Origin of the sequence: Eoetvoesiella caeni, from assembly GCF_003315175.1 — a bacterium.
In the GTDB taxonomy this organism is placed as follows: domain Bacteria; phylum Pseudomonadota; class Gammaproteobacteria; order Burkholderiales; family Burkholderiaceae_B; genus Eoetvoesia; species Eoetvoesia caeni.
Map to the genome: position 1 here is coordinate 210812 of NZ_QNRQ01000003.1, position 22732 is coordinate 233543.

The 22732-nt window shown below is 60.4% G+C and carries 19 protein-coding genes and 1 tRNA gene; 12 read left to right on the top strand and 8 right to left on the bottom strand.

The window, feature by feature from the left end; all coding sequences use genetic code 11:
- Positions 1 to 36: 36 nt before the first annotated feature.
- Together clpP and tig are read right to left on the bottom strand one after the other, a co-directional pair.
- The gene (gene clpP / locus DFR37_RS07545) at positions 37 to 696 is read right to left on the bottom strand and encodes an ATP-dependent Clp endopeptidase proteolytic subunit ClpP (protein WP_113932619.1); all 660 of its coding nucleotides are present in this window, start codon (positions 694 to 696) and stop codon (positions 37 to 39) included.
- Positions 697 to 2007, bottom strand: coding sequence for a trigger factor (gene tig, locus DFR37_RS07550; protein WP_113932620.1), 1311 nt, complete (start codon positions 2005 to 2007; stop codon positions 697 to 699).
- Positions 2008 to 2041: 34 nt separating this feature from the next.
- On the opposite strand from tig, the gene DFR37_RS22780 reads away from it, so the two are divergent.
- Positions 2042 to 2296, top strand: a complete 255-nt coding sequence (locus DFR37_RS22780; RefSeq protein ID WP_147251591.1) for a hypothetical protein — start codon at positions 2042 to 2044, stop codon at positions 2294 to 2296.
- A gap of 28 nt (positions 2297 to 2324) precedes the next feature.
- Here the strand turns inward: DFR37_RS22780 and DFR37_RS07555 are convergent.
- Positions 2325 to 2409 (bottom strand) — tRNA-Leu (locus DFR37_RS07555).
- Positions 2410 to 2521: 112 nt separating this feature from the next.
- Between DFR37_RS07555 and dapC the strand changes: the two genes are divergently transcribed.
- The 5 genes from dapC to DFR37_RS07580 all read left to right on the top strand — a co-directional run bounded on the left by dapC (position 2522) and on the right by DFR37_RS07580 (position 8736).
- Positions 2522 to 3709 carry a succinyldiaminopimelate transaminase gene (gene dapC, locus DFR37_RS07560; RefSeq protein WP_113932621.1) on the top strand — a complete coding sequence of 396 codons (1188 nt, stop codon included), beginning with the start codon at positions 2522 to 2524 and terminating at the stop codon, positions 3707 to 3709.
- 88 nt (positions 3710 to 3797) lie between these two features.
- On the top strand, positions 3798 to 4622 hold the full coding sequence (dapD, locus tag DFR37_RS07565) for a 2,3,4,5-tetrahydropyridine-2,6-dicarboxylate N-succinyltransferase (protein ID WP_113932622.1): 825 nt from the start codon (positions 3798 to 3800) through the stop codon (positions 4620 to 4622).
- Positions 4622 to 5758: a succinyl-diaminopimelate desuccinylase gene (dapE, locus tag DFR37_RS07570; RefSeq protein ID WP_113932623.1), complete on the top strand. Its 1137-nt coding sequence runs from the start codon at positions 4622 to 4624 to the stop codon at positions 5756 to 5758. The genes dapD and dapE overlap by 1 nt, the downstream gene beginning before the upstream one ends.
- Before the next feature lie 150 nt (positions 5759 to 5908).
- Positions 5909 to 6805 (top strand): 50S ribosomal protein L3 N(5)-glutamine methyltransferase, encoded by an 897-nt coding sequence (gene prmB / locus DFR37_RS07575; RefSeq protein ID WP_113932624.1) that lies wholly within the window; start codon positions 5909 to 5911, stop codon positions 6803 to 6805.
- Positions 6802 to 8736, top strand: coding sequence for an ATP-binding cassette domain-containing protein (locus tag DFR37_RS07580; RefSeq protein ID WP_113932625.1), 1935 nt, complete (start codon positions 6802 to 6804; stop codon positions 8734 to 8736). The genes prmB and DFR37_RS07580 overlap by 4 nt, the downstream gene beginning before the upstream one ends.
- Before the next feature lie 138 nt (positions 8737 to 8874).
- Here the strand turns inward: DFR37_RS07580 and DFR37_RS07585 are convergent, their stop codons facing one another.
- The 4 genes from DFR37_RS07585 to purN all read right to left on the bottom strand — a co-directional run bounded on the left by DFR37_RS07585 (position 8875) and on the right by purN (position 14827).
- Positions 8875 to 11202 (bottom strand): UvrD-helicase domain-containing protein, encoded by a 2328-nt coding sequence (locus DFR37_RS07585; RefSeq protein WP_113932626.1) that lies wholly within the window; start codon positions 11200 to 11202, stop codon positions 8875 to 8877.
- A complete protein-coding gene (locus DFR37_RS07590) occupies positions 11199 to 12416 on the bottom strand; it encodes a DesA family fatty acid desaturase (protein WP_113932627.1) in 1218 nt (405 codons plus the stop codon). The genes DFR37_RS07585 and DFR37_RS07590 overlap by 4 nt, the downstream gene beginning before the upstream one ends.
- Before the next feature lie 165 nt (positions 12417 to 12581).
- Positions 12582 to 13862, bottom strand: a complete 1281-nt coding sequence (locus tag DFR37_RS07595; protein WP_113932866.1) for an RsmB/NOP family class I SAM-dependent RNA methyltransferase — start codon at positions 13860 to 13862, stop codon at positions 12582 to 12584.
- Positions 13863 to 14140: 278 nt separating this feature from the next.
- Complete coding sequence (gene purN / locus DFR37_RS07600) at positions 14141 to 14827, bottom strand: phosphoribosylglycinamide formyltransferase (RefSeq protein ID WP_113932867.1); 687 nt, start codon at positions 14825 to 14827, stop codon at positions 14141 to 14143.
- Between the two features lie 47 nt (positions 14828 to 14874).
- On the opposite strand from purN, the gene DFR37_RS07605 reads away from it, so the two are divergent.
- The 6 genes from DFR37_RS07605 to DFR37_RS07630 all read left to right on the top strand — a co-directional run bounded on the left by DFR37_RS07605 (position 14875) and on the right by DFR37_RS07630 (position 22165).
- A complete protein-coding gene (locus DFR37_RS07605) occupies positions 14875 to 15840 on the top strand; it encodes a bifunctional riboflavin kinase/FAD synthetase (RefSeq protein WP_113932868.1) in 966 nt (321 codons plus the stop codon).
- On the top strand, positions 15830 to 18667 hold the full coding sequence (gene ileS / locus DFR37_RS07610) for an isoleucine--tRNA ligase (RefSeq protein WP_113932628.1): 2838 nt from the start codon (positions 15830 to 15832) through the stop codon (positions 18665 to 18667). Before DFR37_RS07605 ends, ileS begins: the two co-directional genes overlap by 11 nt.
- Positions 18660 to 19196, top strand: a complete 537-nt coding sequence (gene lspA, locus DFR37_RS07615) for a signal peptidase II (RefSeq protein WP_113932629.1) — start codon at positions 18660 to 18662, stop codon at positions 19194 to 19196. Before ileS ends, lspA begins: the two co-directional genes overlap by 8 nt.
- Before the next feature lie 47 nt (positions 19197 to 19243).
- Complete coding sequence (coaBC, locus tag DFR37_RS07620) at positions 19244 to 20470, top strand: bifunctional phosphopantothenoylcysteine decarboxylase/phosphopantothenate--cysteine ligase CoaBC (protein ID WP_113932630.1); 1227 nt, start codon at positions 19244 to 19246, stop codon at positions 20468 to 20470.
- 63 nt (positions 20471 to 20533) lie between these two features.
- Positions 20534 to 20983, top strand: a complete 450-nt coding sequence (gene dut, locus DFR37_RS07625; protein ID WP_113932631.1) for a dUTP diphosphatase — start codon at positions 20534 to 20536, stop codon at positions 20981 to 20983.
- Positions 20984 to 21049: 66 nt separating this feature from the next.
- Complete coding sequence (locus DFR37_RS07630) at positions 21050 to 22165, top strand: calcium:cation antiporter (protein ID WP_113932632.1); 1116 nt, start codon at positions 21050 to 21052, stop codon at positions 22163 to 22165.
- 17 nt (positions 22166 to 22182) lie between these two features.
- Here DFR37_RS07630 and DFR37_RS07635 read toward each other — a convergent pair whose 3' ends face one another.
- Complete coding sequence (locus DFR37_RS07635; RefSeq protein WP_113932633.1) at positions 22183 to 22629, bottom strand: low affinity iron permease family protein; 447 nt, start codon at positions 22627 to 22629, stop codon at positions 22183 to 22185.
- Positions 22630 to 22732: the final 103 nt, after the last annotated feature.

Sequence of the window (22732 nt, forward strand, 5' to 3'; positions counted from 1 at the left end):
CCGGCGAAGCGCCTGCGCTTCGCCGACCTGCTGGCCTTACTCTTGTTCGGTAGAGCGCGAGACCAGCACTTTGTCTACTAAACCATACGATACCGCATCTTGCGCCGACATGAAATTGTCGCGCTCGGTATCGACGGCAATGCGCTCGACGGGCTGGCCAGTGCTATTGGCCAGTATCGTGTTGAGGCTTTCGCGCAGATGCAGGATTTCTTTTGCCTGAATCTGAATATCGGATGCCTGGCCCTGCGCACCGCCTGAAGGCTGGTGGATCATGATGCGCGAATTGGGCAAGGTGTAACGCTTGCCTTTGGCGCCCGCTGCCAGCAAAAATGCACCCATGCTGGCGGCGATGCCCGTGCACAAGGTAGAGACATCCGGCTTGACGAACTGCATGGTGTCGTAGATGGCCAGCCCTGCATATACTGACCCACCCGGCGAGTTGATGTAGAGCGAAATATCCTTGTCGGGATTTTCGGACTCGAGGAACAGCAACTGTGCCACCACAAGGTTGGCGGACTGGTCGTTGACCGGCCCGACAAAGAAAATGACCCGTTCGCGCAGCAAGCGCGAATAGATGTCGTAAGAACGTTCGCCACGACCCGATTGCTCTACCACGATGGGCACATAGCCCAAGCCAGTAGGAGCTACCGAGTTGCCACCATACATTGACGCGTAGAAGTCAGTAAATCGCTGCATTTATGCAGTCCCCATAAGTTCTTCGAATGCCACTTTTTCGTCGCTGACCTTGGCCTTGGACAAAACGTGGTCGACCACGTTTTCTTCCAGAACTATGGCTTCGATTTCAGAGCGGCGCTGGCGATCGGAAAGGTAATAGGCAACAACCTGTGCAGGCTGCTCGTAATTTTGGGCCAGCTCTTCGATGCGCGCGCGCACCTGTTCGGGCTTGGCTTTCAGGTCGGCGCTGCTGACCAGTTCGGACACCAGCAGACCCAGGCGCACGCGGCGCTCGGATTCGGCGCTGAATGCTTCGGGAGGAATAGGCATGGTGTCGGCGTTGGGCATGCCGCGCTGCTTGAGTTCTTCGCGGGCCGCGGCCACGCGATTTTGCGTGTCGTTGTCGACCAAAGCCTTGGGCACGTCGAAGGAGCAGGCGGCGACCAGGGCGTCCATGACGCTGGTCTTGGTGCGGGCCATGGCGCGAGCCTTGGCTTCGCGCTCGATGTTGGCGCGCACGTCGGCCAGCAGTTTCTCGACATTGCCTTCTTCCTGGCCCAGCTCTTTGGCAAAGCTGTCGTTCACTTCGGGCAGGATGGGCTCGGCCACTTCGGTAACCGTGATGGCGAATTCAGCCTTCTTGCCGGCAACTTCTTTGCCGCCGTAGTTTTCAGGGAACTCGAGCGGGAAAGTCTTGCTTTCGCCGGCCTTCAGGCCGCGCACGGCAGTTTCGAACTCGGGCAGCATGCGGCCCTGGCCCAAAACGAACGGGAAGGCTTCAGCCTTGCCGCCGTCGAACTCAACACCGTCGATGGTGCCAACGAAATCCAGCGTTACACGGTCGTCGTCCTGGGCGGCACGGCCTTCGCGGGCTTCGTACGTGGCGCGCTGCTTGCGCAGGATGTCGATGGTTTTCTGGACTTCGGCATCGCCGACATGGGTCTCTACGCGCTTGACTTCCAGTGCGGACAAGTCGGGCACGGCGACTTCTGGATACACCTCGAAGGTGGCGGAGAAAGCCAAAGCGCCCTCATCCACGCCTTCGGTCTTGGGTTCCAGATTCGGAACGCCGGCGATACGCAACTTGTTGTCGTCGATGATCTTGTCCAGGGCGCGGCCGACTTCCGAATTGATGACGTCGTAGCGAATGCCGGGGCCCTGGCTGCGCTCGATCAGCGCCAAAGGAGCCTTGCCTGGACGAAAGCCTTGAATTTTTGCGGTGCGCGCGACGCGTTTTAGCTGCGACTGGACTTCTTTTTCGATGTCGGCCACCGAAACGACCAGATCAACACGGCGCTCCAGGCCGGACAGAGTTTCAACCACGGGCTGCATTAGGGACCTATATAAAAAAAGAGTAATTAAAAAGATGAACGTAGCATTTTACCGGAAACTAAGAAAGTCCCAATTCAGCCCATTCTACAGCGATCACAAAACAGCAGCCGCACAGGGGATCGGGCAACGCGCCCTGAATGCAATAATATCGATGTGCGACGGCCGGATCGCGCTTTCCATGACGGGCGACAGCCGTATAAATTTTTTAGCTGCCGACAAAACCGGCAAAGCAATGCGCAACCGGATAATTATTGATGTTGTATACCGGCCATATGCTGCCCAAACCTGAATTTTTCAAGTCCGGCGCTTTCCTGTTTTGGTGCGAACGGAGAGACTCGAACTCTCACACCTCTCGGCGCCAGAACCTAAATCTGGTGCGTCTACCAATTCCGCCACGTTCGCATGTACAGGCAAGCCCGCTAGTGTAGCAATATTTATTTTATTGCACAACACAAAGCCAGCCTATAAGCTTGTTAAAATTATTGCCTAATTTTCAGGCATGGCCAGCACACTAATGAACCCCAGACTTGGCGCTTTACATCCCTACCCCTTCGAAAAGCTCAGACAATTGCTGGCACAGGCCGGCACACCTCCTCCACAACTCCCTCCGATCAATCTGTCGATAGGCGAACCCAAACACGCTACCCCCGCCGTCGTTACCCAGGCCATGCAGAATGCCATGGGCGGCCTGTCAATCTACCCGCCCACCCGTGGCGATGCGCCCTTGCGCAATGCCGTGGCCGACTGGATAGCACGCCGCTACGGCATCGCGCGCCCCGATCCCGAAACGCAGGTTCTGCCGGCCCTGGGTTCGCGCGAAGCTTTGTTCGCCTTCGCCCAGACCGTTGTCGACCCCCGCGCCGGTTCATTGGTTGTCTGCCCCAACCCGTTCTATCAGATATACGAGGGCGCAGCCTTGCTGGCCGGTGCCCAGCCCTGGTTCATCAACGCGCGGGCCGACCTGAACTTCGGCTATGACTGGGCCGCCGTGCCGGCCGACGTCTGGCGCAAGACCAGCCTGGTGTTCGTGTGTTCGCCCGGTAATCCGGCGGGCAATGTCATGACGCTGGACGAATGGAAGACTTTGTTCTCCCTGGCCGACAAGCACGACTTCATCATCGCCGCCGACGAATGCTATTCGGAAATCTACTTCAACGAGCAAGATAAGCCGCTGGGCGCCATGCAGGCGGCCGCGCTGTTGGGACGAAGCGACTACAGCAAGCTGATGTGCTTCTCCAGCCTTTCCAAACGCTCGAACGTGCCCGGCATGCGCTCGGGATTCGTAGCGGGCGACGCGGCTCTGATCAAGCAGTTTTTGCTTTACCGCACCTATCACGGCAGCGCCATCAGTCCCGTCGTTTCGCAGGCCAGCATTGCCGCCTGGGACGACGAAGCGCACGTGCAAGAGAACCGCCGCATGTATCGCGAGAAGTTCGATGCGGTGGTTCCATTGCTAAGTGCGAAACTGAAAGTTCAGCGGCCCGAAGCCGGTTTTTATCTGTGGCTGGAAACCCCCGGCCCGGACACCGACTTTACCCGCGAGCTGTACGCCAAGACGGCGGTTACCGTGCTGCCTGGAAGTTTCCTGGCGCGCACGGCGCACGGCGTCAACCCTGGCGCCAATCGCGTACGCATTGCCCTGGTGGCGCCTAAAGAGCAATGCGTCGAGGCGGCGCACCGCATTGCCCATTTTTTGAGCTGACATTGCCCACCACGCCAGAGCCCCATGGAAAGCCTCGCCCTGCGGGCCGTCCAACTACCATTCACCCTTAATATACCTATAAGCCATCATGACACTTGATCACCTGCAGACCCTCATCGAACAAACATGGGAGCAGCGCGCCGACATCGCGCCGGACAACGCCAACGCTTCCGTGCACGAAGCCGTCCAGGAAACCCTGGCGGCGCTGGACGCGGGCACACTGCGCGTGGCGCAGAAAAGCGGCGGCGACTGGGTCGTGAACCAATGGGTGAAAAAAGCGGTATTGCTGTCTTTCCGGCTGCAGAACAATCAGGTCATGGGCCAGGCGCCCTTGCAGTATTACGATAAGGTGCCGCTCAAATTCGGCGACTACTCCGAACAGGACTTCGCCGGCGCCGGTTTTCGCGTTGTGCCGCCCGCCGTTGCGCGCAAAGGCTCGTTCATCGGCAAGAATGTCGTTCTAATGCCCTCGTACGTCAACGTCGGCGCCTACGTCGACGAAGGCACGATGGTCGATACCTGGGCCACGGTGGGTTCTTGCGCGCAAATCGGCAAGAATGTGCACCTGTCGGGCGGTGTCGGCATAGGCGGCGTGCTCGAGCCCTTGCAGGCCAACCCCACCATTATCGAAGACAATTGCTTTATCGGAGCACGGTCCGAAGTCGTCGAAGGCGTCATTGTCGAAGAAAACTCGGTGCTGGCAATGGGCGTGTTTCTTTCCCAAAGCACCAAGATCTACGACCGCAGCACCGGTACCGTCACTTACGGGCGCATCCCTTCTGGTTCCGTCGTCGTACCCGGTTCGCTGCCCTCGACAGACGGCTCGTACAGCCTGGCCTGCGCCATTATCGTCAAGCGCGTCGATGCGCAAACCCGCTCCAAAACCAGCGTCAACGATTTGCTGAGGGCCTGATGTCCTACTCTGCCGTCCTGGAACTGACCAAAAGCCTGATCGCACGAGCCTCTGTCACGCCAGTCGACGCAGGCTGCCAGCAAGCACTTGGCGAACGCCTGGGTCCCGTGGGGTTTGCCTGCGAAAAGCTGGTCTTCGAGGATGTCAGCAACTTGTGGGCGCGCCGAGGCCAGACAGGGCCCCTGCTGGTTTTTGCCGGCCACACCGACGTCGTGCCGACCGGCCCGCTGGACAAATGGGACAGCGACCCTTTCGTACCCACCGTGCGCGAAGGTCTGCTGTATGGACGCGGCGCGGCCGACATGAAAAGCTCGATCGCGGCCTTTGTCGTTGCCGCGGAAGAGTTCGTGGCGGAACATCCCGACCACAAAGGCTCCATTGCCCTGCTCATTACCTCGGACGAAGAAGGTCCTTCAGTCAATGGCACGGTCAAGGTATGCAACGCCTTGGTCAAGCGCGGGGACAAGCTGGATTACTGCATTGTGGGCGAGCCCACATCGGCGGCGCGTCTGGGCGACACGGTCAAGAACGGCCGCCGGGGCTCGCTTTCGGGCCGGCTTACCGTAAAGGGCAAGCAAGGCCATGTTGCCTATCCCCACTTGGCGCGCAATCCCATACATTTGCTGGCTCCTGCGCTGGCCGAGCTTACCGGCATTGAATGGGACCAGGGCAATGAGTATTTCCCGGCCACGACCTTCCAGGTGTCGAACCTGCATTCCGGCACCGGCGCCACCAACGTCATTCCCGGCGAGGCCGTTGCCGACTTCAACTTTCGCTTCTCCACGGCCAGCACTCCCGAGACGCTCACGGCGCGCGTAGTTGAAGTCCTTGAAGAACATCAGCTGGATTTCCACATAGACTGGACGCTGGGCGGCGAACCGTTCCTGACTCCAAGGGGCGAACTGAGCGCGGCAATCGAACAAGCCATCCTCGAGGAAACCGGCGTCGCAACCGAGTTGTCGACGACGGGTGGCACGTCCGACGGGCGCTTTATTGCCAAGATCTGCCCCCAGGTCATCGAGTTTGGACCGATCAACGCCAGCATCCATCAGGTCAATGAACACATCCGGGTCGACTCGCTCGAGCCTTTGAAAAACATCTACCGCCGCACGCTGGAAAACCTGCTGCTGGATTGACGATCCACCGTGCGCACGGGCGCGCCAGCAATGATTTGCGCTTAAAATCGGACTTTCCCTGAAGTATTCAGGATTATTCCACCCCCCTTGATGGGCGCCCGAGCCGCTCGCCAGCCAGGCGCCTACCCCCGTTTCTTTGCCGGAGTTGGCATGAATCCTTCTGCCTTTCACGAGTTGTTCACCGTGCGCGATCTGCTGCGCTACGCCGTCAGCCAGTTCAATGCCACCAAACTGTCGTTCGGGCACGGCAGCGACAATGCCTGGGACGAAGCCGTCTATCTGCTGCTGCACACCCTGCATCTGCCGCTGGACACGCTGGAACCCTTCCTGGACGCCCGTGTACTGACCGACGAACGCGAGCGCTTCCTCACCATGGTCGACCGGCGCATGACCGAGCGCGTTCCCGCCGCTTATCTTACCGGCGAAGCTTGGCTGCAGGGACACCGCTTCGTGGTGGATCAGCGCGTCATCGTGCCGCGCTCGCCGATTTCCGAGCTTTTGGCGCAGGACCTCTCGCCTTGGGTGGCCGACCCCGACGACGTCGAATTCGTGCTGGACCTATGCACCGGTTCCGGCTGCCTGGCTGTCCTGGCGGCCCTGGCCTTTCCCAATGCGCAGGTCGACGCTGTCGACTTGTCCGAGCATGCCCTGGAAATTGCCAACGAAAACATCGAGCAGTTCGGGCTGGACGGCCGTATCGCCACCCACCGCAGCGATCTGTTCGAACAAATGCCGCAATGCCTGTACGACGTCATTGTGTGCAATCCGCCTTACGTCAACAACCACGCCATGGAATCGCTGCCCGCGGAATACCGCCACGAACCCACCCTGGCCCTGGCAGGCGGCGAAGACGGCATGGACATTGTGCGGCGCATCCTGGAGCGTGCTCCAGAGTTCCTGGCGCCCGGCGGCATCTTGGTGCTGGAAATCGGCAACGAATACGAAAACTTCATCGCCGCCTTCCCAGACCTGGAGCCGGTTTGGCTTAGCACCGAAAACAGCGACGACCAGATCCTGCTTCTTACCCAGGACCAACTGACATCGTGATTCGTGCAACAGGTCTGACGTTGCGTCGAGGCGTCAAGGTATTGCTCGACGAAGCCGATTTTGTCATCAACCCGGGAGAACGAGTCGGCATAGTCGGCAAGAACGGCGCCGGTAAATCAACGCTGTTCTCCTTGCTGCAAGGCCGGCTCGATGCCGACGCAGGCACCCTTACTATTCCGGCGGCCTGGCGCATTGCCAGCGTCGAACAGGAAATCAGCAGCAACGCTTTGCCTGCGCGCGAATTCGTCATCGATGGCGACACGCACTTGCGCGCCTTGCAGGCCGAACGCGCCGCGGTTGCCGAAAACAACGGGCAGCGGATAGCCGAACTGGAAACCGCCCTGATAGAGGCCGACGCCTGGAGTGCGCCTTCGCGGGCCGAGCAGTTGTTGGCGGGGCTGGGATTTGCGCCGGATCAGTGGATGAACCCGGTAAACAGCTTTTCGGGCGGCTGGCAAATGCGGCTGGCCCTGGCCCGCGCCCTCATGGCGCCCTCCGAGTTGCTGCTGCTGGATGAGCCCACCAACCACCTGGATCTGGACGCCATGCTGTGGCTGGAACGCTGGCTGGGCGCCTATCAAGGAACGGTGCTGCTTATTTCGCACGACACCGAGTTTCTGGACGCCGTCGCCAAAGCCATCCTGCATTTCGACCAGGGCAAGCTTGTACGCTACCGCGGCGGCTACGAAGACTTCCTGACGCAGCGTGCCGAGCGCCTGCGCCAGACCCGGCTGGCCTGGGACCGGCAGACGCGCGAAACGGCCCGGCTGCAAAGCTTCATCGACCGTTTCAAGGCCAAGGCCACCAAGGCTAAGCAGGCGCAAAGCCGCGTCAAGGCGCTGGCCCGCATGGAGGCCCTGGCTCCCATACATGCCGAAGCCGGCATCGACATACGCATCCCCGAACCCGAAAGCATGCCCGACCCCCTGATTGCCCTGGAGGCGATCAGCACCGGCTACTTGCTGCCCGGCGGCGAACGCAGATCCATCCTGAAAGACATTACCTTGATGGTCAGGGGCGGCAGCCGCATCGGCGTGCTCGGCGTCAATGGCGCCGGCAAGAGTACGCTGATCAAAACATTGGCTGGCGAGCTCCAACCCTTGAGCGGCGAGCGCAAACCTTCGAAGGGGCTGGAAATAGGCTACTTCGCCCAGCACCAGCTCGACATGCTGGACCTGGAATCCACGCCCTTGCAACATTTGGCGCGCCTGGCGCCGCAGGCCCGCGAACAGGAACTGCGCAACTACCTGGGCGGGTTCGGCTTCAGCGGCGATGCCGTCAACAGCCTGATCGCGCCCATGTCGGGCGGTGAAAAAGCCCGCCTGGCCCTGTCGCTGATAGTCTGGCAAAAACCCAATTTGCTGCTGCTGGACGAGCCCAGCAATCACTTGGACGTCGACACCCGCGAAGCCCTGGCCACGGCGCTGGCCGAGTTTCCCGGCAGCGTGCTGCTGGTTTCGCACGACCGCCACTTGCTGCGCACTACCGTGGACGATTTCTGGATAGTGGCCGACGGCCAGGTGCTGGAGTTCGATGGCGACCTGGAAGACTATCGCGAATGGCTAAGCACCCGCAACGCCACCATGCGCGCCCAGGCACGCAACGAAGTACCTGGCCTGGAAGCCGGCAATGCACCGGACCGCAAGGCCCAGCGCCGCCTTGAAGCCGAACAGCGGCAGCGCCTGGCAAGCGTGCGCAAGCCGCTGGAAAGCAAAATAAAGAAAATCGAAACCGCCATGGAAAAGGCCCGGCTGCGGCTGGCTAGCCTGGACGCGCTGATAGCCGACCCGGATTTCTATTCCGACGAGCGGCGCGAAGAGCGGCTGAAGGCGCTGGCCGAACACGGCGACCTTAGTAAACAGACCAGCCAACTGGAAGACGAGTGGCTGGAATTGCACGAGCAATTGGAAGAAGTGTCCAGGGCCGAATGATCAAGACCGAAGCGTTTCGGTTCGGCCGGCCCGGGCGCCATCGGCCGAAGGCCGGCTGAATCGATCTTGCCTCGGCGGCAAGCTGCCGCGTAACCGGGTCGGACGGAATAGATTGGAAGCAGGTGCCCCAGCCGGTTCTTAGCCGGCGATTTCCAGCTTGGCGATGCCTAGCGCCAAAGTTTTGGTGCCGACATCGCGAAACTGTATTTGCGCCTGCGCATCCACGCCCGCGCCGCTCAGGCCGATAATCGTACCCTCGCCGAATTTGGCATGGGTAACGCCCTGGCCGATACGAAAATGCTTGTCGCCGACCGACACCCCGGTCGTAAGGCTGCGCGCCGGGCGTGCAACGGCCCCGCCGGTCGAAGGCCGCCCATAGGCATCGCCGCGGCGATAGGCGCCCGCCGACCAATTGCTGTTGGCCACAACCGGCGCCCGCTCGCGCGGCGTCAGCCACTTCAGGTGTTCTTCGGGAATTTCGTCCAGGAAACGCGAACGCATGGCGTAGCGCGTCTGGCCATGCAGCATCCGGCTTTGCGCCAAGGTAAGGTAAAGCCGCTGGCGCGCACGGGTAATGGCCACATACATTAGACGGCGCTCTTCTTCCAGGCCAGCCGCTTCAATCAGGCTATTTTCATGCGGAAACAGACCCTCTTCTACCCCGGTAATGAATACCGTGTCGAACTCCAGACCCTTGGCCGCATGCACCGTCATCAACTGAATGGCGTCCTGGCCCGCCTGGGCCTGATTGTCACCGGCTTCGAGCGAAGCATGCGACAGGAAAGCCCCCAGCGGCGACATCTGCACGACGGGTGAAAACACATCGGCATCCGTCGCTGCGTCTTCCGCGGAGTCTGCCGCCGGCGGCTGCGCCGGATCTTCTGCGGCAAGCGGCGCATCCGGCATCAGGATGCGGCCCGCCGGCAAGCCGTCGAAGTTTTCTTCAGCCGCAAATACCGTTGCCGCGTTGACCAGCTCCTGCAAGTTCTCGAGCCGATCGGCGCCTTCTTTTTCGCCCTGGTAAAAGGTTCTAAGCCCGCTATGGTGAATAACATGCTCGACCAGTTCGGGCAGGCTTAGAATCTGCGCCTCGTAGGCCATTTGCTGAATGAGCTCGGTAAACTTCAACAGATTGCCGCCGCCCTTCCCCGACATCAGCGGAACGGCCTTGTACAGGCTGGTATTGTTCTGGCGCGCCAGATCGGACAATTGCTCCAGCGTGCGCGCACCGATGCCCCGTGTGGGGAAATTGACCACGCGCAGCCACGAGGTGTCGTCGTGCAGGTTGTCCATAAGGCGCAAATACGCCAGCGCGTGCTTGACTTCCTGGCGCTCGAAAAAGCGCAGTCCGCCATAAACCTTGTACGGAATGCGCGACGAAAACAGCGCATGCTCGATGACCCGTGACTGCGCATTGCTGCGGTACAGCACCGCAATCTCGCTGCGCAAGCTGCCTTCGCCGATAACCGCCTTGATTTCGTCGACCAGCCAATGCGCTTCGAGCAAGTCGGAGGGCTGTTCGACAACCCGCACGGGCTCGCCTTCGCCCTGCTCGGTCCAAAGGTTTTTACCCAGGCGCCCCGTGTTGTGCGCAATCAGCGCATTGGCCGAATCCAATATATGGCCGTATGAACGGTAATTCTGTTCCAGCCTTATGACCGTGCCATGCGCGTAGTCGCGTTCGAACTCGGCCATATTGCCCACGTTGGCGCCCCGGAATGCATAAATGGACTGATCGTCGTCGCCCACCGCGAAAATGCTGGCGCCTTCGCCGGCCAACAGCTTCAGCCACTGGTACTGCAGGGTATTGGTGTCCTGGAACTCGTCCACCAGAATATGCTGGAAGCGTCTTTGATAGTGCTCGCGTATAGGAGCATTGCGCTGCAGCAACTCGTAGGCGCGCAGCAGCAGTTCGGCAAAGTCGACCACGCCTTCGCGTTCGCACTGGTCTTGATACATCTGATAGATTTCGACCAGACGGCGCCGATGCGCATCCCAGGCGTCAACGCTGCCGGGGCGCAAGCCCTCTTCCTTGGCGCCGTTGATGAAGCGCTGCACATCGCGGGGGGGATATTTTTCGTCATCGATGCCCGCGCCCTTGATCAGCCGTTTGATAGCCGCAAGCTGGTCTGCCGAGTCGAGGATCTGAAAGGTCTGCAGCAAGCCCGCATCGCGATGATGCGCGCGCAACATGCGATTGCACAAACCGTGAAACGTGCCCACCCACATGCCGCGCGTATTGATGGGCAGCAAGGCGGACAGGCGCGTGAGCATTTCACGCGCCGATTTATTGGTGAACGTAACGGCCAGCAGTCCAAATGGACTGGCCTGGCTGGTTTGAATCAGCCAGGCCATGCGGGTGGTCAACACCCTGGTTTTTCCGCTTCCCGCCCCGGCAAGCACCAGGGCATGCTGGGGAGGAAGAGTGACTGCGGCTTGTTGTTCTGGATTTAACTGATCGATCATGCCGCGTAGCGACGCAGCCGATAGGAGAATTGCTCTAGGCCTTCAATGCCGCTTTGCTGCGCGCGCTGGCACCAGGCTTGCAGGTCGCTGAGCAATTGTTCGCTGGTGGAGGTGGAGCTTTCCCACAAACGGGTCAATTCACGGCGCATCTGGACCAAGGTGGACAAAGATTGGCTGTCGGCCAGCACCGTATCCAGTTCGGCGCGCTGGGCCGGTTCAAGCTGCGTGTCGTCGGCGTGGCTGATAAGGTCGCGAGCCCGGCTAAGCGACTGCCAGCGGCAATCGGCGCCGTCGCTTTTACGCAAAGGCTTGAGCTTGGCGAGTTCTTCGGCGGCGGCCTTCTTGACCAGGTCAGTGTAGCGGGCCAGGATTTCGTAGCGATGCAGGATCACGCCTTCCAGGGTTTGCAAGCTGACGCCAACCCCGGATGTCGCGGGCTCGAGCTTGACCTTGGGCGCGACGCGCCGGACTTTGGCCAGGCCGAATGCGCTGAGGATCTTGATATAACCCCAGCCGATGTCGAACTCCCACCACTTGCTGGAAAACTTGGCCGAGGTGCCATAAGCGTGATGGTTATTGTGCAGTTCTTCGCCGCCAATGATAATGCCCCAGGGAATGACGTTGGTGCTGGTATCAGGACTGGCATAGTTGCGATAACCCCACCAGTGACCGATGCCATTGACCACGCCGGCGGCCCAGAAGGGGATCCAGGCCATTTGCACGGCCCATACGGTTAGCCCCAGCACCCCGAACAGGGCCAGGTCTAGAACCAGCATGATGATAATGCCCCAGGTGCTATGGCGCGAATAGAGATTTTGCTCGATCCAGTCGTCGGGCGTGCCGTGGCCGAAACGCTTGATGGTTTCAAGGTTGGTGGACTCTTCGCGGTAAAGCTCGGCGCCACGGAAAAACACCTTGTTGATGCCATAGATGACCGGCGAGTGAGGATCGCCTTCGCGTTCGCATTTGGCGTGATGCTTGCGGTGGATGGCTACCCATTCTTTGGTAACCATGCCCGTGGTAAGCCACAGCCAAAAGCGGAAAAAATGCATGACGGCCGGGTGCAGGTCCAACCCCCGGTGCGTTTGACTGCGGTGCAGGAAAAGCGTTACGCCAAGAATGGTGATGTGTGTAAGCACCAATGTAACGATAACGACCTGCCACCACGAATACTGGAGCAAACCGCCGGCAAGAAATGTAAGAATATTGTCCATAAACCTTGTTTTGAGGCCTCGCGTTAAGTGACAGGGAAAGTTTAGCCCACTTGCTCTGTCTACGACAGCGCTATTGCAAAATAGTTCTTGATTGAAATCAAGCGACTGCGCCAAATAAGGGCCCTGGGGCGCAGCATGGCGCCACGCCTTTGCCCAGGCCCTTATTTAGCTTGAACCGTCCTGCGCCTGGCTCCCGCCCTCTGTGGAGGACTTGAGCGCCGCGGGCTTGGCTCGTTCGAGAACCGCCGCGAAAAAACCATCTGTTCCATGACGGTCCGGACGCATGGCCAGCCAAGGCCCCTCAAGTGTCAGATTTTCGCAACGATCTTGCACGATCTTGCTCGCATCCAGCAGAGTAAATTCAGGATTTTCCGCCAAAAAGGCCTCAACCTGCCGCTCGTTCTCTTCCGGCAGCACGCTGCAGGTGGCATAGACCAGACGGCCGCCGGGCGCAACGCAACGGGAAGCCTGGCGCAGGATGCGGGCCTGAAGATCCACCAGTTCCTGCAGCGACTCGGGATGCTGGCGCCATTTCAGGTCGGGATTACGGCGCAAAGTGCCCAAGCCGCTGCATGGCGCATCAACCAGAACGCGATGCGCCTTGCCGCGCAGGCGCTTGACTCGCTGGTCGTTGTCGTCGGCGATCACCACCGGCACGATATTGGACAAACCGCTGCGCGCAAACCTGGGCTTGGCCCGCGCCAGCCTGGCGGCCGACACGTCAAACGCATACAAACGGCCGGTGGAGCGCATCAAGGCGCCCAGCAGCAGCGTTTTGCCGCCCGCCCCGGCGCAATAGTCGATAACCATTTCGCCGCGCTTGACCCCTACCAGGGCTGCCAGGATCTGGCTGCCTTCGTCCTGCACTTCGATCTCGCCGTTCTCGAACATGGGCCAGCGATTGACGGGTGGGCGGCCCTGAAGGCGTATGCCCCAGGGCGAATACGGCGTGGGTTCGGGATCGAATCGCAGCGCCGGTCCTGTGCGCAAGGTTGCCAACATGGCATCGCGCTCGACCTTGAGCGGGTTGACCCGGATATCCAGCGGAGCGGTCGAGTTCAAGGCGTCGACCAAGGCGTCGGCATCGTCAAGCTGCGACAGGCGCTCGTCAAGCCAATCAGGCAAGCTGGCTCGCACCGCGCGCGAAAGAGCCGCAACATTGATGCGCAGCACATGCTCCAGCCAGCCCTGCTCCGCTTCGTCCAGGCCTTGGTTCAACACATCTTTGCTGAATACATTGGACAAACCCAGAATGGCCAGGCGGCGCGCCGCCGGGCCCATGCCGATTTCGGCAAATTGGCGATAACGGCGCAAATTGCGCAGCACATCGAATACCGCGTCAGCCACTTCGCCGCGATCGCGCGAGCCCAGCTTGGGATGCGCCCGGAACCAATGCGACAGCACGGCGTCGGCCGGATATTCCCATTGCAGCACTTCGCCCAGCACGCTGCGCACCTGTTCGATGCGCGCCGCTGCCATCACGTAAGGCCTGTCGCGCACCGGTGCGGCCTGGCCGTCGCGAGCCGGGGGCCGGCGCGTGCCCCGGGCCGGCTCGCCGCGGCCAGTATCCCGTGGCCGATCCGAAGAGGATTCGGGGCGCCGACCGTCGGAACTTCGAGAATCCGTACCACGCGGGCCCGGACTGCGGCCTTCGCTACGGCTGCTGAAGCCGGATGCTTTGGCGCTGGGGCGCCTGGACGGCGCGCGCCTGTTTTTTTCTGTAGTCATAGCCTGTGTTCTTCCTGCGCGCCTTCCGGCGTAAATAGATAAGAGCGGGTCCTGACGCCTTGCACCTGGACGCGCTGCGTGTCATCCAGCGTCACGCGTCCTTGGGCCAGCCAGCCCGCAACGGTGGCGTAGACCCGATGCTCGATATGCAACAAGCGTTCGGCCAGGGTCTGGGGCGTATCGCCCGCAAGCACCGGTACTATGCCCTGAGCGATTATGGGGCCCACGTCCAGCACCGGGGTAACGAAGTGTACTGTGCAGCCATGCCACTGCACGCCGGCCTCCAGGGCCTGGCCGTGCGTGTTCAAGCCTGGAAACAAAGGCAGCAAAGACGGATGGATATTAATGAGGCGGCCTTCAAAGCGCCTGACGAACTCGTCCGTCAAGACACGCATGAAACCCGCCAACAAAACATAATGCGGTTCGTAGGCTTCGATGGCTTGCGCCAGAGCCTGGTCGAACTCTTCGCGTGAGGCATAATCGCGATGCGGCACAAGTGTAGCCTCTATCCCTTGTTCACGCGCCCAGGCCAACCCCGGCGCGTCCGGCGAGCTGGCAATGACGGCGCACATTTGGGCCGACGCCCCTTGCGCCCGCAAGGCCCGGACTATGGCTTGCATATTAGAGCCGCGTCCCGAAATCAGCACCACAAAGCGGCGCGCGGCAGAGTTTGCAACAAACAAAATATAATTTCCAAAGTAGGCCAACGTAAAATTGTAAACTCTTGCATGTGAAACCCGCTCTAAAAATATATCGCACCCTTCCGCGCCATGACAGCGACAGCCCCAGCGCAGTCACCATCGGCAATTTCGACGGCGTCCACCGCGGGCATCAGGCTATTTTGGCGCGCGTCAGCCAAATTGCCGACGAACGCAGGCTGGCCTCCACCGTAATGACGTTCCAGCCGCATCCACGCGCCTATTTCGCCATGCGCGGCCAGCGGCCCGAACTTATCCCCACGCAAATCAGCAGCTTGCGCGACAAGGCCTGGGCCATCTCGCGCCTGAACATCGAACAGCTGATCCTGGAACGCTTCAACCAGTCCCTGTCCGACATGAGCGCCCAGGACTTCATCAAGACCTTGCTGGTGCAGGGGCTGAACACCCGCTGGCTGCTCGTGGGCGAAGACTTTCGCTTCGGGCACAAGCGCTCGGGCGATGTCGACTTGCTGCGCCAATCGGGGCGGCAATATGGATTCGAAGTCGAAACCATTACCGATGTGCTCGACGAGCACGGCTACCGCATCTCCAGCTCTGAAGTGCGCACTGCGCTGGCTGTTGGCAATCTGGACAGGGCCGAACACCTGCTTGGCCATACCTATCGGGTCAGCGGCCACATTATCCATGGCCAGAAGCTGGGCCGTACGCTGGGCTACCCGACACTAAACATCCGCGTGCCGCAGCTGTGCGCGGCGCGCTCGGGCGTATACATCGTCAGAGCCCACGGCATCAACGAACAACCCATCAACGGGGTGGCAAGCCTGGGAGTGCGCCCAACAGTCTCAGACCACGGCCGCATCCTGCTCGAGGTGCACCTGCTCGATTGCCACGTCGACGCTTACGGTAAACTGGCACGTATCGAGTTCCTGGAATATCTCAGGGACGAAGAAAAATTCCCCGATCTACCCACCATGATTTCCGCCATCGATAAAGATGCGCAGAACGCTCGCGAATATTTTGCCCTCCATGGACTATAGAAACACACTGAATTTGCCCGAATCTCCCTTCCCGATGCGCGGCAATCTTGCCAAGCGCGAACCGGGCTGGGTTGCCGAATGGGAAGAAAACAAAGTCTATGCGGCTATTCGCGCCGCCAGCAAGGGACGCCCCAAGTTCGTCCTGCATGACGGCCCCCCGTATGCCAACGGCGATATCCACATCGGCCATGCCGTCAATAAAATCCTCAAGGACATTATTGTCAAGAGCCGCTCCATGGCGGGCTACGACGCCCACTACGTGCCCGGCTGGGATTGCCATGGCATGCCGATCGAAATCCAGATCGAAAAAAAATACGGCAAGCACCTGCCCGTCGCCGAAGTCCAGGCCAAGGCGCGCGCTTATGCCCAAGAACAAATCGAGCGCCAGCGCCAGGACTTCAAGCGCCTGGGCGTACTGGCCGACTGGGACCGTCCTTACCTGACCATGAACCACAGCAACGAAGCCGACGAGCTTCGCGTGCTGGCTCGCATCATGGAAAAAGGCTATGTGTTCCGCGGCCTCAAGCCTGTCAACTGGTGCTTCGACTGCGGCTCGGCCCTGGCCGAGGCCGAGGTCGAATACGCCGACCGTAAAGACCCCGCAGTCTTCGTCGCCTTCCAGTTCGGCGACAAGACCAAGCTTGCGCATGCATTCGGCCTGACCGAGGTCGAGGACGGCGCCGCCGTCATCTGGACCACCACCCCATGGACTCTGCCCGCCAACCAGGCGCTTAACGTCCATCCCGAACTGAACTACTCGCTGGTCAGGCTGACCCAGCCGCGCGCCACCGGCCCGCTGCTGCTGCTCGCCACCGACCTGGTCGCATCCTGCCTGGAGCAGTGGCAGTCCAGCGGCGAAATCATCGCCACGACCACCGGCTCGGCCCTGACCAATCTGGAATTCAAGCACCCCCTCTACGACGCCGACCCCGGCTATCAACGCATGTCGCCCATCTACCTGGGCGACTACGTCACGCTGGAAGCCGGTACCGGCGTTGTGCACTCCGCGCCGGCCTACGGCGTGGACGACTTCATTTCGTGCAAGGCCCACGGCCTGGCCGACGACCAGATCATCAGCCCCGTCATGGGTGACGGCCATTACGTCGAAAGCCTGCCTCTGTTCGGCGGGCTTACTATCTGGAAGGCCAACCCGGAAATCGTCAAGGCGCTGGAAAATGCCGGCAGCCTGCTCAAGCATGAATCGCTGAACCACAGCTACATGCATTGCTGGCGCCACAAAACGCCCATCATTTATCGCGCCACCAGCCAATGGTTTGCGGGCATGGACCGCCAGCCCACCGAAGGAAAAACGCTGCGTGAAGCAGCACTGGCAGGCATCGAGCAGACCGAATTCTATCCGGCATGGGGCCGTGCGCGCCTTCATGCCATGATCGCCAACCGGCCCGACTGGACGCTTTCGCGCCAGCGGCAATGGGGCGTGCCCATGGCTTTCTTTGTGCATAAAGAGACCGGAGCATTGCATCCGCGCACCGGCGAACTGCTGGAACTCGTGGCGCAGCGCGTCGAAAAAAGCGGCATCGAGGCATGGCAGTCGCTGGACCCGCGCGAACTGCTGGGCGACGAAGCCGACCAATACGAGAAAAACCGCGACACGCTCGACGTCTGGTTCGACTCGGGCAGTACCCACGCCACCGTGCTGGGCGGCAAAAACCACACTTTCAAAGGCTCGCACGCCGACGAACTGAAATGGCCGGCCGACCTGTATCTGGAAGGCTCGGACCAGCATCGCGGCTGGTTCCATTCTTCATTGCTGACCAGCTCCATGCTATATGGCGCGCCTCCTTACAAAGCGCTGCTGACCCACGGTTTCGTGGTCGACGGCGCCGGCCGCAAAATGAGCAAATCCGTCGGCAACGTCATTGCGCCGCAAAAGGTTTCCGATTCCCTGGGCGCTGAAATCCTGCGCCTCTGGACTGCCTCCACCGACTACTCCGGCGAACTGTCCATCTCGGACGAAATCCTCAAGCGCGTTGTCGAGGGCTACCGCCGTATCCGCAATACGCTCAAGTTCCTGCTGGGCAACGTCAGCGATTTCGACATCCGCGCCGATGCCGTGCCGCTGGACCAAATGTTCGAGATCGACCGCTACGCGCTGGCCATGGCCGAGCAGATGCAGCGCGAAACCCTGGCCAATTTCAAGCGCTACGAATTCCACCCCGCCGTGGCGCGCCTGCAAATTTTTTGCTCTGAAGACCTGGGCGCCTTCTACCTTGACGTCCTTAAAGACAGGCTATACACCGCCGGACAAAACAGTGTGGCGCGACGGTCGGCCCAGACCGCCCTGTACCACATCACGCATACGCTGCTGAAGCTGATGGCGCCGATCCTTTCTTTCACCGCCGAAGAAGCCTGGAAAGACCTGCACGGCACGGCCGATGCGCCCAGCATTTTCACCGAACTGTTCCACGCCCTGCCCGACCAGGTCGATGCCGGCGTGCTTGCCGAAAAATGGCAGCGCCTGCGCGAAATCCGCGCCGACGTCATGCGCAAGATCGAAGACGTGCGCGGCACCGGCGAAATCGGCTCGTCGTTGGCCGCCGAGCTGGACATCCATGCCGGCGAAGACGACTACAACCTGCTGGCCTCGCTTGAAGACGATTTGCGCTTTGTCTTTATTGTGTCGCGCGCAACGGTGCACCGGCAGCCCGAAGGCCTGCGCATCCAGGTCGCCCCCTGCGCCGCGCAGAAATGCGAACGCTGCTGGCACCACCGCAACGATGTCGGCAGCAACCCCGACCATCCGACCATTTGCGGGCGCTGCGCCAGCAATTTGTTCGGCAAGGGCGAACTACGCCAATATGCCTGATAACAAACCTCAAAGCACTGCTCGCACCCGCAAGCCCGGCCACTTCACGTACTGGCTGCTGGGCGCACTGGCCATTGTCGTGGCCGACCAACTCACCAAAGGCTATTTCGATGGCAGCCTGAAATACGGAGAGCGCTGGAATATCCTGCCCTTCTTCGACTTTACGTTGTTGTACAACCCGGGGGCTGCATTCAGCTTTCTGGCCGACGGCCAAGGCTGGCAGCGGTGGCTGTTTACCATTATTGCCCTGGGCGCCATCGGGCTTATTCTTAACCTGTTGTACCGCCATCCCCGCCAATTGCTGTTTTGCACTTCGCTTACCGCCATCCTGGGCGGCGCGGTCGGCAATCTGGTCGACCGCATGCAACATGGTCACGTTATTGATTTTTTGCTGTTTTATTGGGATAGTTGGTATTTTCCGGCTTTTAATATTGCGGATATCGGTATCAGCGTGGGCGCGGCACTGCTTATCCTGGACGAAATCCGGCGCATGCGGCGCGAACGCCGCAAGGCCGCACGCCACGCCTAGCGCCCCACTCAGGCCGCAACAAGCCTAAGCCATTTTCAAGGCCCTCTATGCCCGATCTTGACAACAAACGATACGTTATTGGAATGACCGGCGGCATTGCCTGCTACAAAATAGCGGAGCTCGTGCGGCGCATGCTCGACCATGGCGCCATCGTCGACGTCGTCATGACCGAGGCAGCCACCCACTTCATTACGCCCACGACCATGCAGGCCCTGTCGGGCCGGCCCGTGTACCTGGACCCCTGGGACACGCGCGTGCCCAACTCCATGGCCCACATCAACCTGACGCGCGGCGCGGAAGCCATAGTCGTTGCGCCGGCCAGCACCGACTTCATCGCCAAGCTGGCCCACGGGCTGGCCGACGATCTGCTTTCCACCTTGTGCGTAGCCAAGGGCGGATGCCCTTTGCTGGTGGCGCCGGCCATGAATCGCGAAATGTGGATGCATCCGGCTACCCAGCGCAATGTCGCCCAGATCAAGGCCGACGGGGCCACAATACTGGGGCCGGGCGTCGGCGACCAGGCTTGCGGCGAAATAGGCAGCGGCCGCATGCTCGAGCCTCACGAACTGCTGGCCGAGATCATCGGCTTTGCCCAACCCAAGGTCCTTGCCGGTAAAACGGCGCTCGTCAGCGCCGGCCCGACCTCCGAGCCCATCGACCCGGTACGCGTCATCACCAACCGCTCTTCCGGCAAAACCGGCTACGCCATTGCACGGGCGCTGCGCGAGGCAGGCGCCCAGGTTGTCCTGGTGTCAGGCCCGACAGCGCTTGAAACACCATACGGCGTCACGCGCATCAACGTTGAAAGCGCCAGGGAAATGCACGGCGCCATCATGCAACAAGCGGCCACCGCCGATATCTTTGTCTCGGTTGCCGCCGTAGCCGACTGGCATATCGCCAACGCCAGCAGCAACAAGCTCAAGAAAAACGCCGTGGGCGAACCACCCGAATTACAGTTTGCGCAAAACCCCGACATATTGGCCGAAGTCGCCCAGCTTGCGTCGGGCCCCTGGTGCGTGGGCTTCGCCGCCGAAACCGAAAACCTGCACGAGCATGCCGAAGCCAAGCGCAGGCGCAAAGGCGTTCCCTTGCTGGTGGGCAACCTTGCCCAACACTCCATGAACGCCGACGACACCACTTTTATTCTTTTCGACGACGACGGCGCGCACCCCTTGCCCGCATTACCCAAGCTGCAGGCCGCGCGCCAACTGGTACAGGCCATTGCAACGCGCTTGCCGCGCAAGCCTATACCCGGCCGCGACGCGCCAGCCTGAAGCCACCCCATTTCAGGCCGCATCGGGCCTGTTCTTCTCAAACTGACTGAATTTAATTTCACCGTGAAAAAAATTGCCCTGAAGATCCTCGATCCCCGCATGAACGACTGCCTGCCCGCCTATGCCACAGGAGGCTCGGCAGGGCTCGATTTACGCGCTTGCCTGGACGCAGCCATTACCCTTGCGCCAGGCGCCACCACGCTAGTGCCAACCGGCTTGTCGATACATATTGCCGACCCGGGCTACGCGGCGATGATACTGCCCCGCTCGGGGCTGGGCCATAAACACGGTATCGTATTGGGTAATCTGGTTGGGCTGATCGACTCCGATTATCAAGGGCCGCTGATGGTGTCGGTCTGGAACCGGGGGCAGGCCGAATTCTTGCTGCAGCCCATGGAACGCCTGGCCCAACTGGTAGTCGTACCCATACAGCAAGTCGAATTCGATATTGTCGAGGACTTCGAAAACAGCGCACGCGGCGCCGGAGGATTCGGCAGCACAGGCAGGGCCTAGTCGGGCAAGGCCGGCGGCTTTTGCGCACCGCCGGCTCTATGATGTAGCCCATTGAGTCCAGGACGCATGGGAGGCACGACCATTCTTTTCGCACAGGTGCATCAAGCGGCAAGGCAAGAGCGGCTACTGGCTGTTGCCATATTGGCCGGCGTGCTGGCATATTCGTTCGAACATGCTTTGCTCGGTGCCGGCCGCGCCGCCGCGCTCGCCGTCGCGGCAGCGCTTGTCCTGGCCATCGTTGGCGCTTCTTTGCGAGTCGCCCACCATGCCGAAGTGCTGGCTGAAAAAGTCGGCGACCCCTATGGGACCATGATTCTGACCTTGTCGGCCGTGCTGGTCGAGGTCGTGGTCCTGGCCATTATGATGAGCCATGAATCATCGCCTACTCTGGTACGCGACACCATTTATGCGGCCGTCATGCTGGACATCAACGGCATTTTGGGTCTGGCTGCGCTGATGGGGGGGCTGAAACACGGCGAACAAGACTACAACGATGACTCCGGCAAAACCTATGGGGTCATGATACTGACCGCCATGGGAATATCCATGATCGTGCCCGAGTTCATTCCGTCGTCCGACCGGCATATTTATTCGGCATTTACCATTGCGGCCATGCTGCTGCTCTACGGCTTGTTCCTGCGCATGCAGGTCGGCGCTCATAGCTACTTCTTCAGTTATAACTATCCCCAAAAGCGCAATCGGCCCCCGGAAGATCTGCAGCACCCCGCCTCCCTGAAGGCTTCCATCCTGCTTCTGGTATTGGGAATCGTGGTTATCGGGGCACTTGCCGAAGTGATGTCCAAGTCGCTGAACATCGGCCTGGCGGGCTTGGGCGCGCCGCCCATAATCGTCGGCCTGCTGGTGGCCGCCATTTCGGCGTGCCCCGAGATCCTTACCGCTCTGCGCGCCGCTCTTTCCAACCGGATGCAATCGGTGGTCAATATCGCCATGGGCGCCTCCCTCTCGACGGTAATCCTTACCGTGCCGGTAATGGAAGCGCTGGCCTTGTTCACCGGCACGCCGCTTCAGATGGCCATGACTCCGGTGCAGACGATGATGGTAGCCATAACCCTGGTCGCCGCCGCCATCAATCTTAACGACGGCCACAGCAACGCCATCGAAGGCATGACTCATTTTGTGCTTTTCGCCACATTCCTGATGCTTGCCTTTCTTGGCCTCTAGACGCTCTCTTAACGGAACTACGGCAGGGGCCTGCCCTTTCGCTTGAATTGTTCCCCCAGCCGCTCCAGGTCTTCAGGAGTCAGGCTTTCAATGTCGATCATGTCATCGCGGGCGCCTTTCATTGCGTGCAGCAGTTCATCCAGCTTCAGGTGCACGGCCTGGCAATCCTTGTTCTGGCTTTGCTGGATAAGAAAGACCATCATGAAGGTCACGATGGTCGTGCCCGTATTGATGACCAATTGCCATGTTTCCGAAAAGTGAAATATTGGTCCGGTAATAGCCCAGACCAGCACCAAGGCAAAGGCCAATGTGAACGCCACCGGCGATCCGGCCCATTTTGTAACGCGCGAAGCGAACTCATCAAAGAGCCTCATGACCCCATGCCTGGCGCTGCCTCGCCCCCTCGTATCGGCCTGCGGAATGCTCGCCGCGGCGGCCCGAGACTTGCCGTGTTCGTCGGTCATTGGAGTGTCCCGTTTATTCGTTTCAGCCCGTACTCCAGCAATTCACATGCCCGCGCCTGCGCCCCGCTCTTACACCGAACGATTCAAGAACGATTCATTCAAT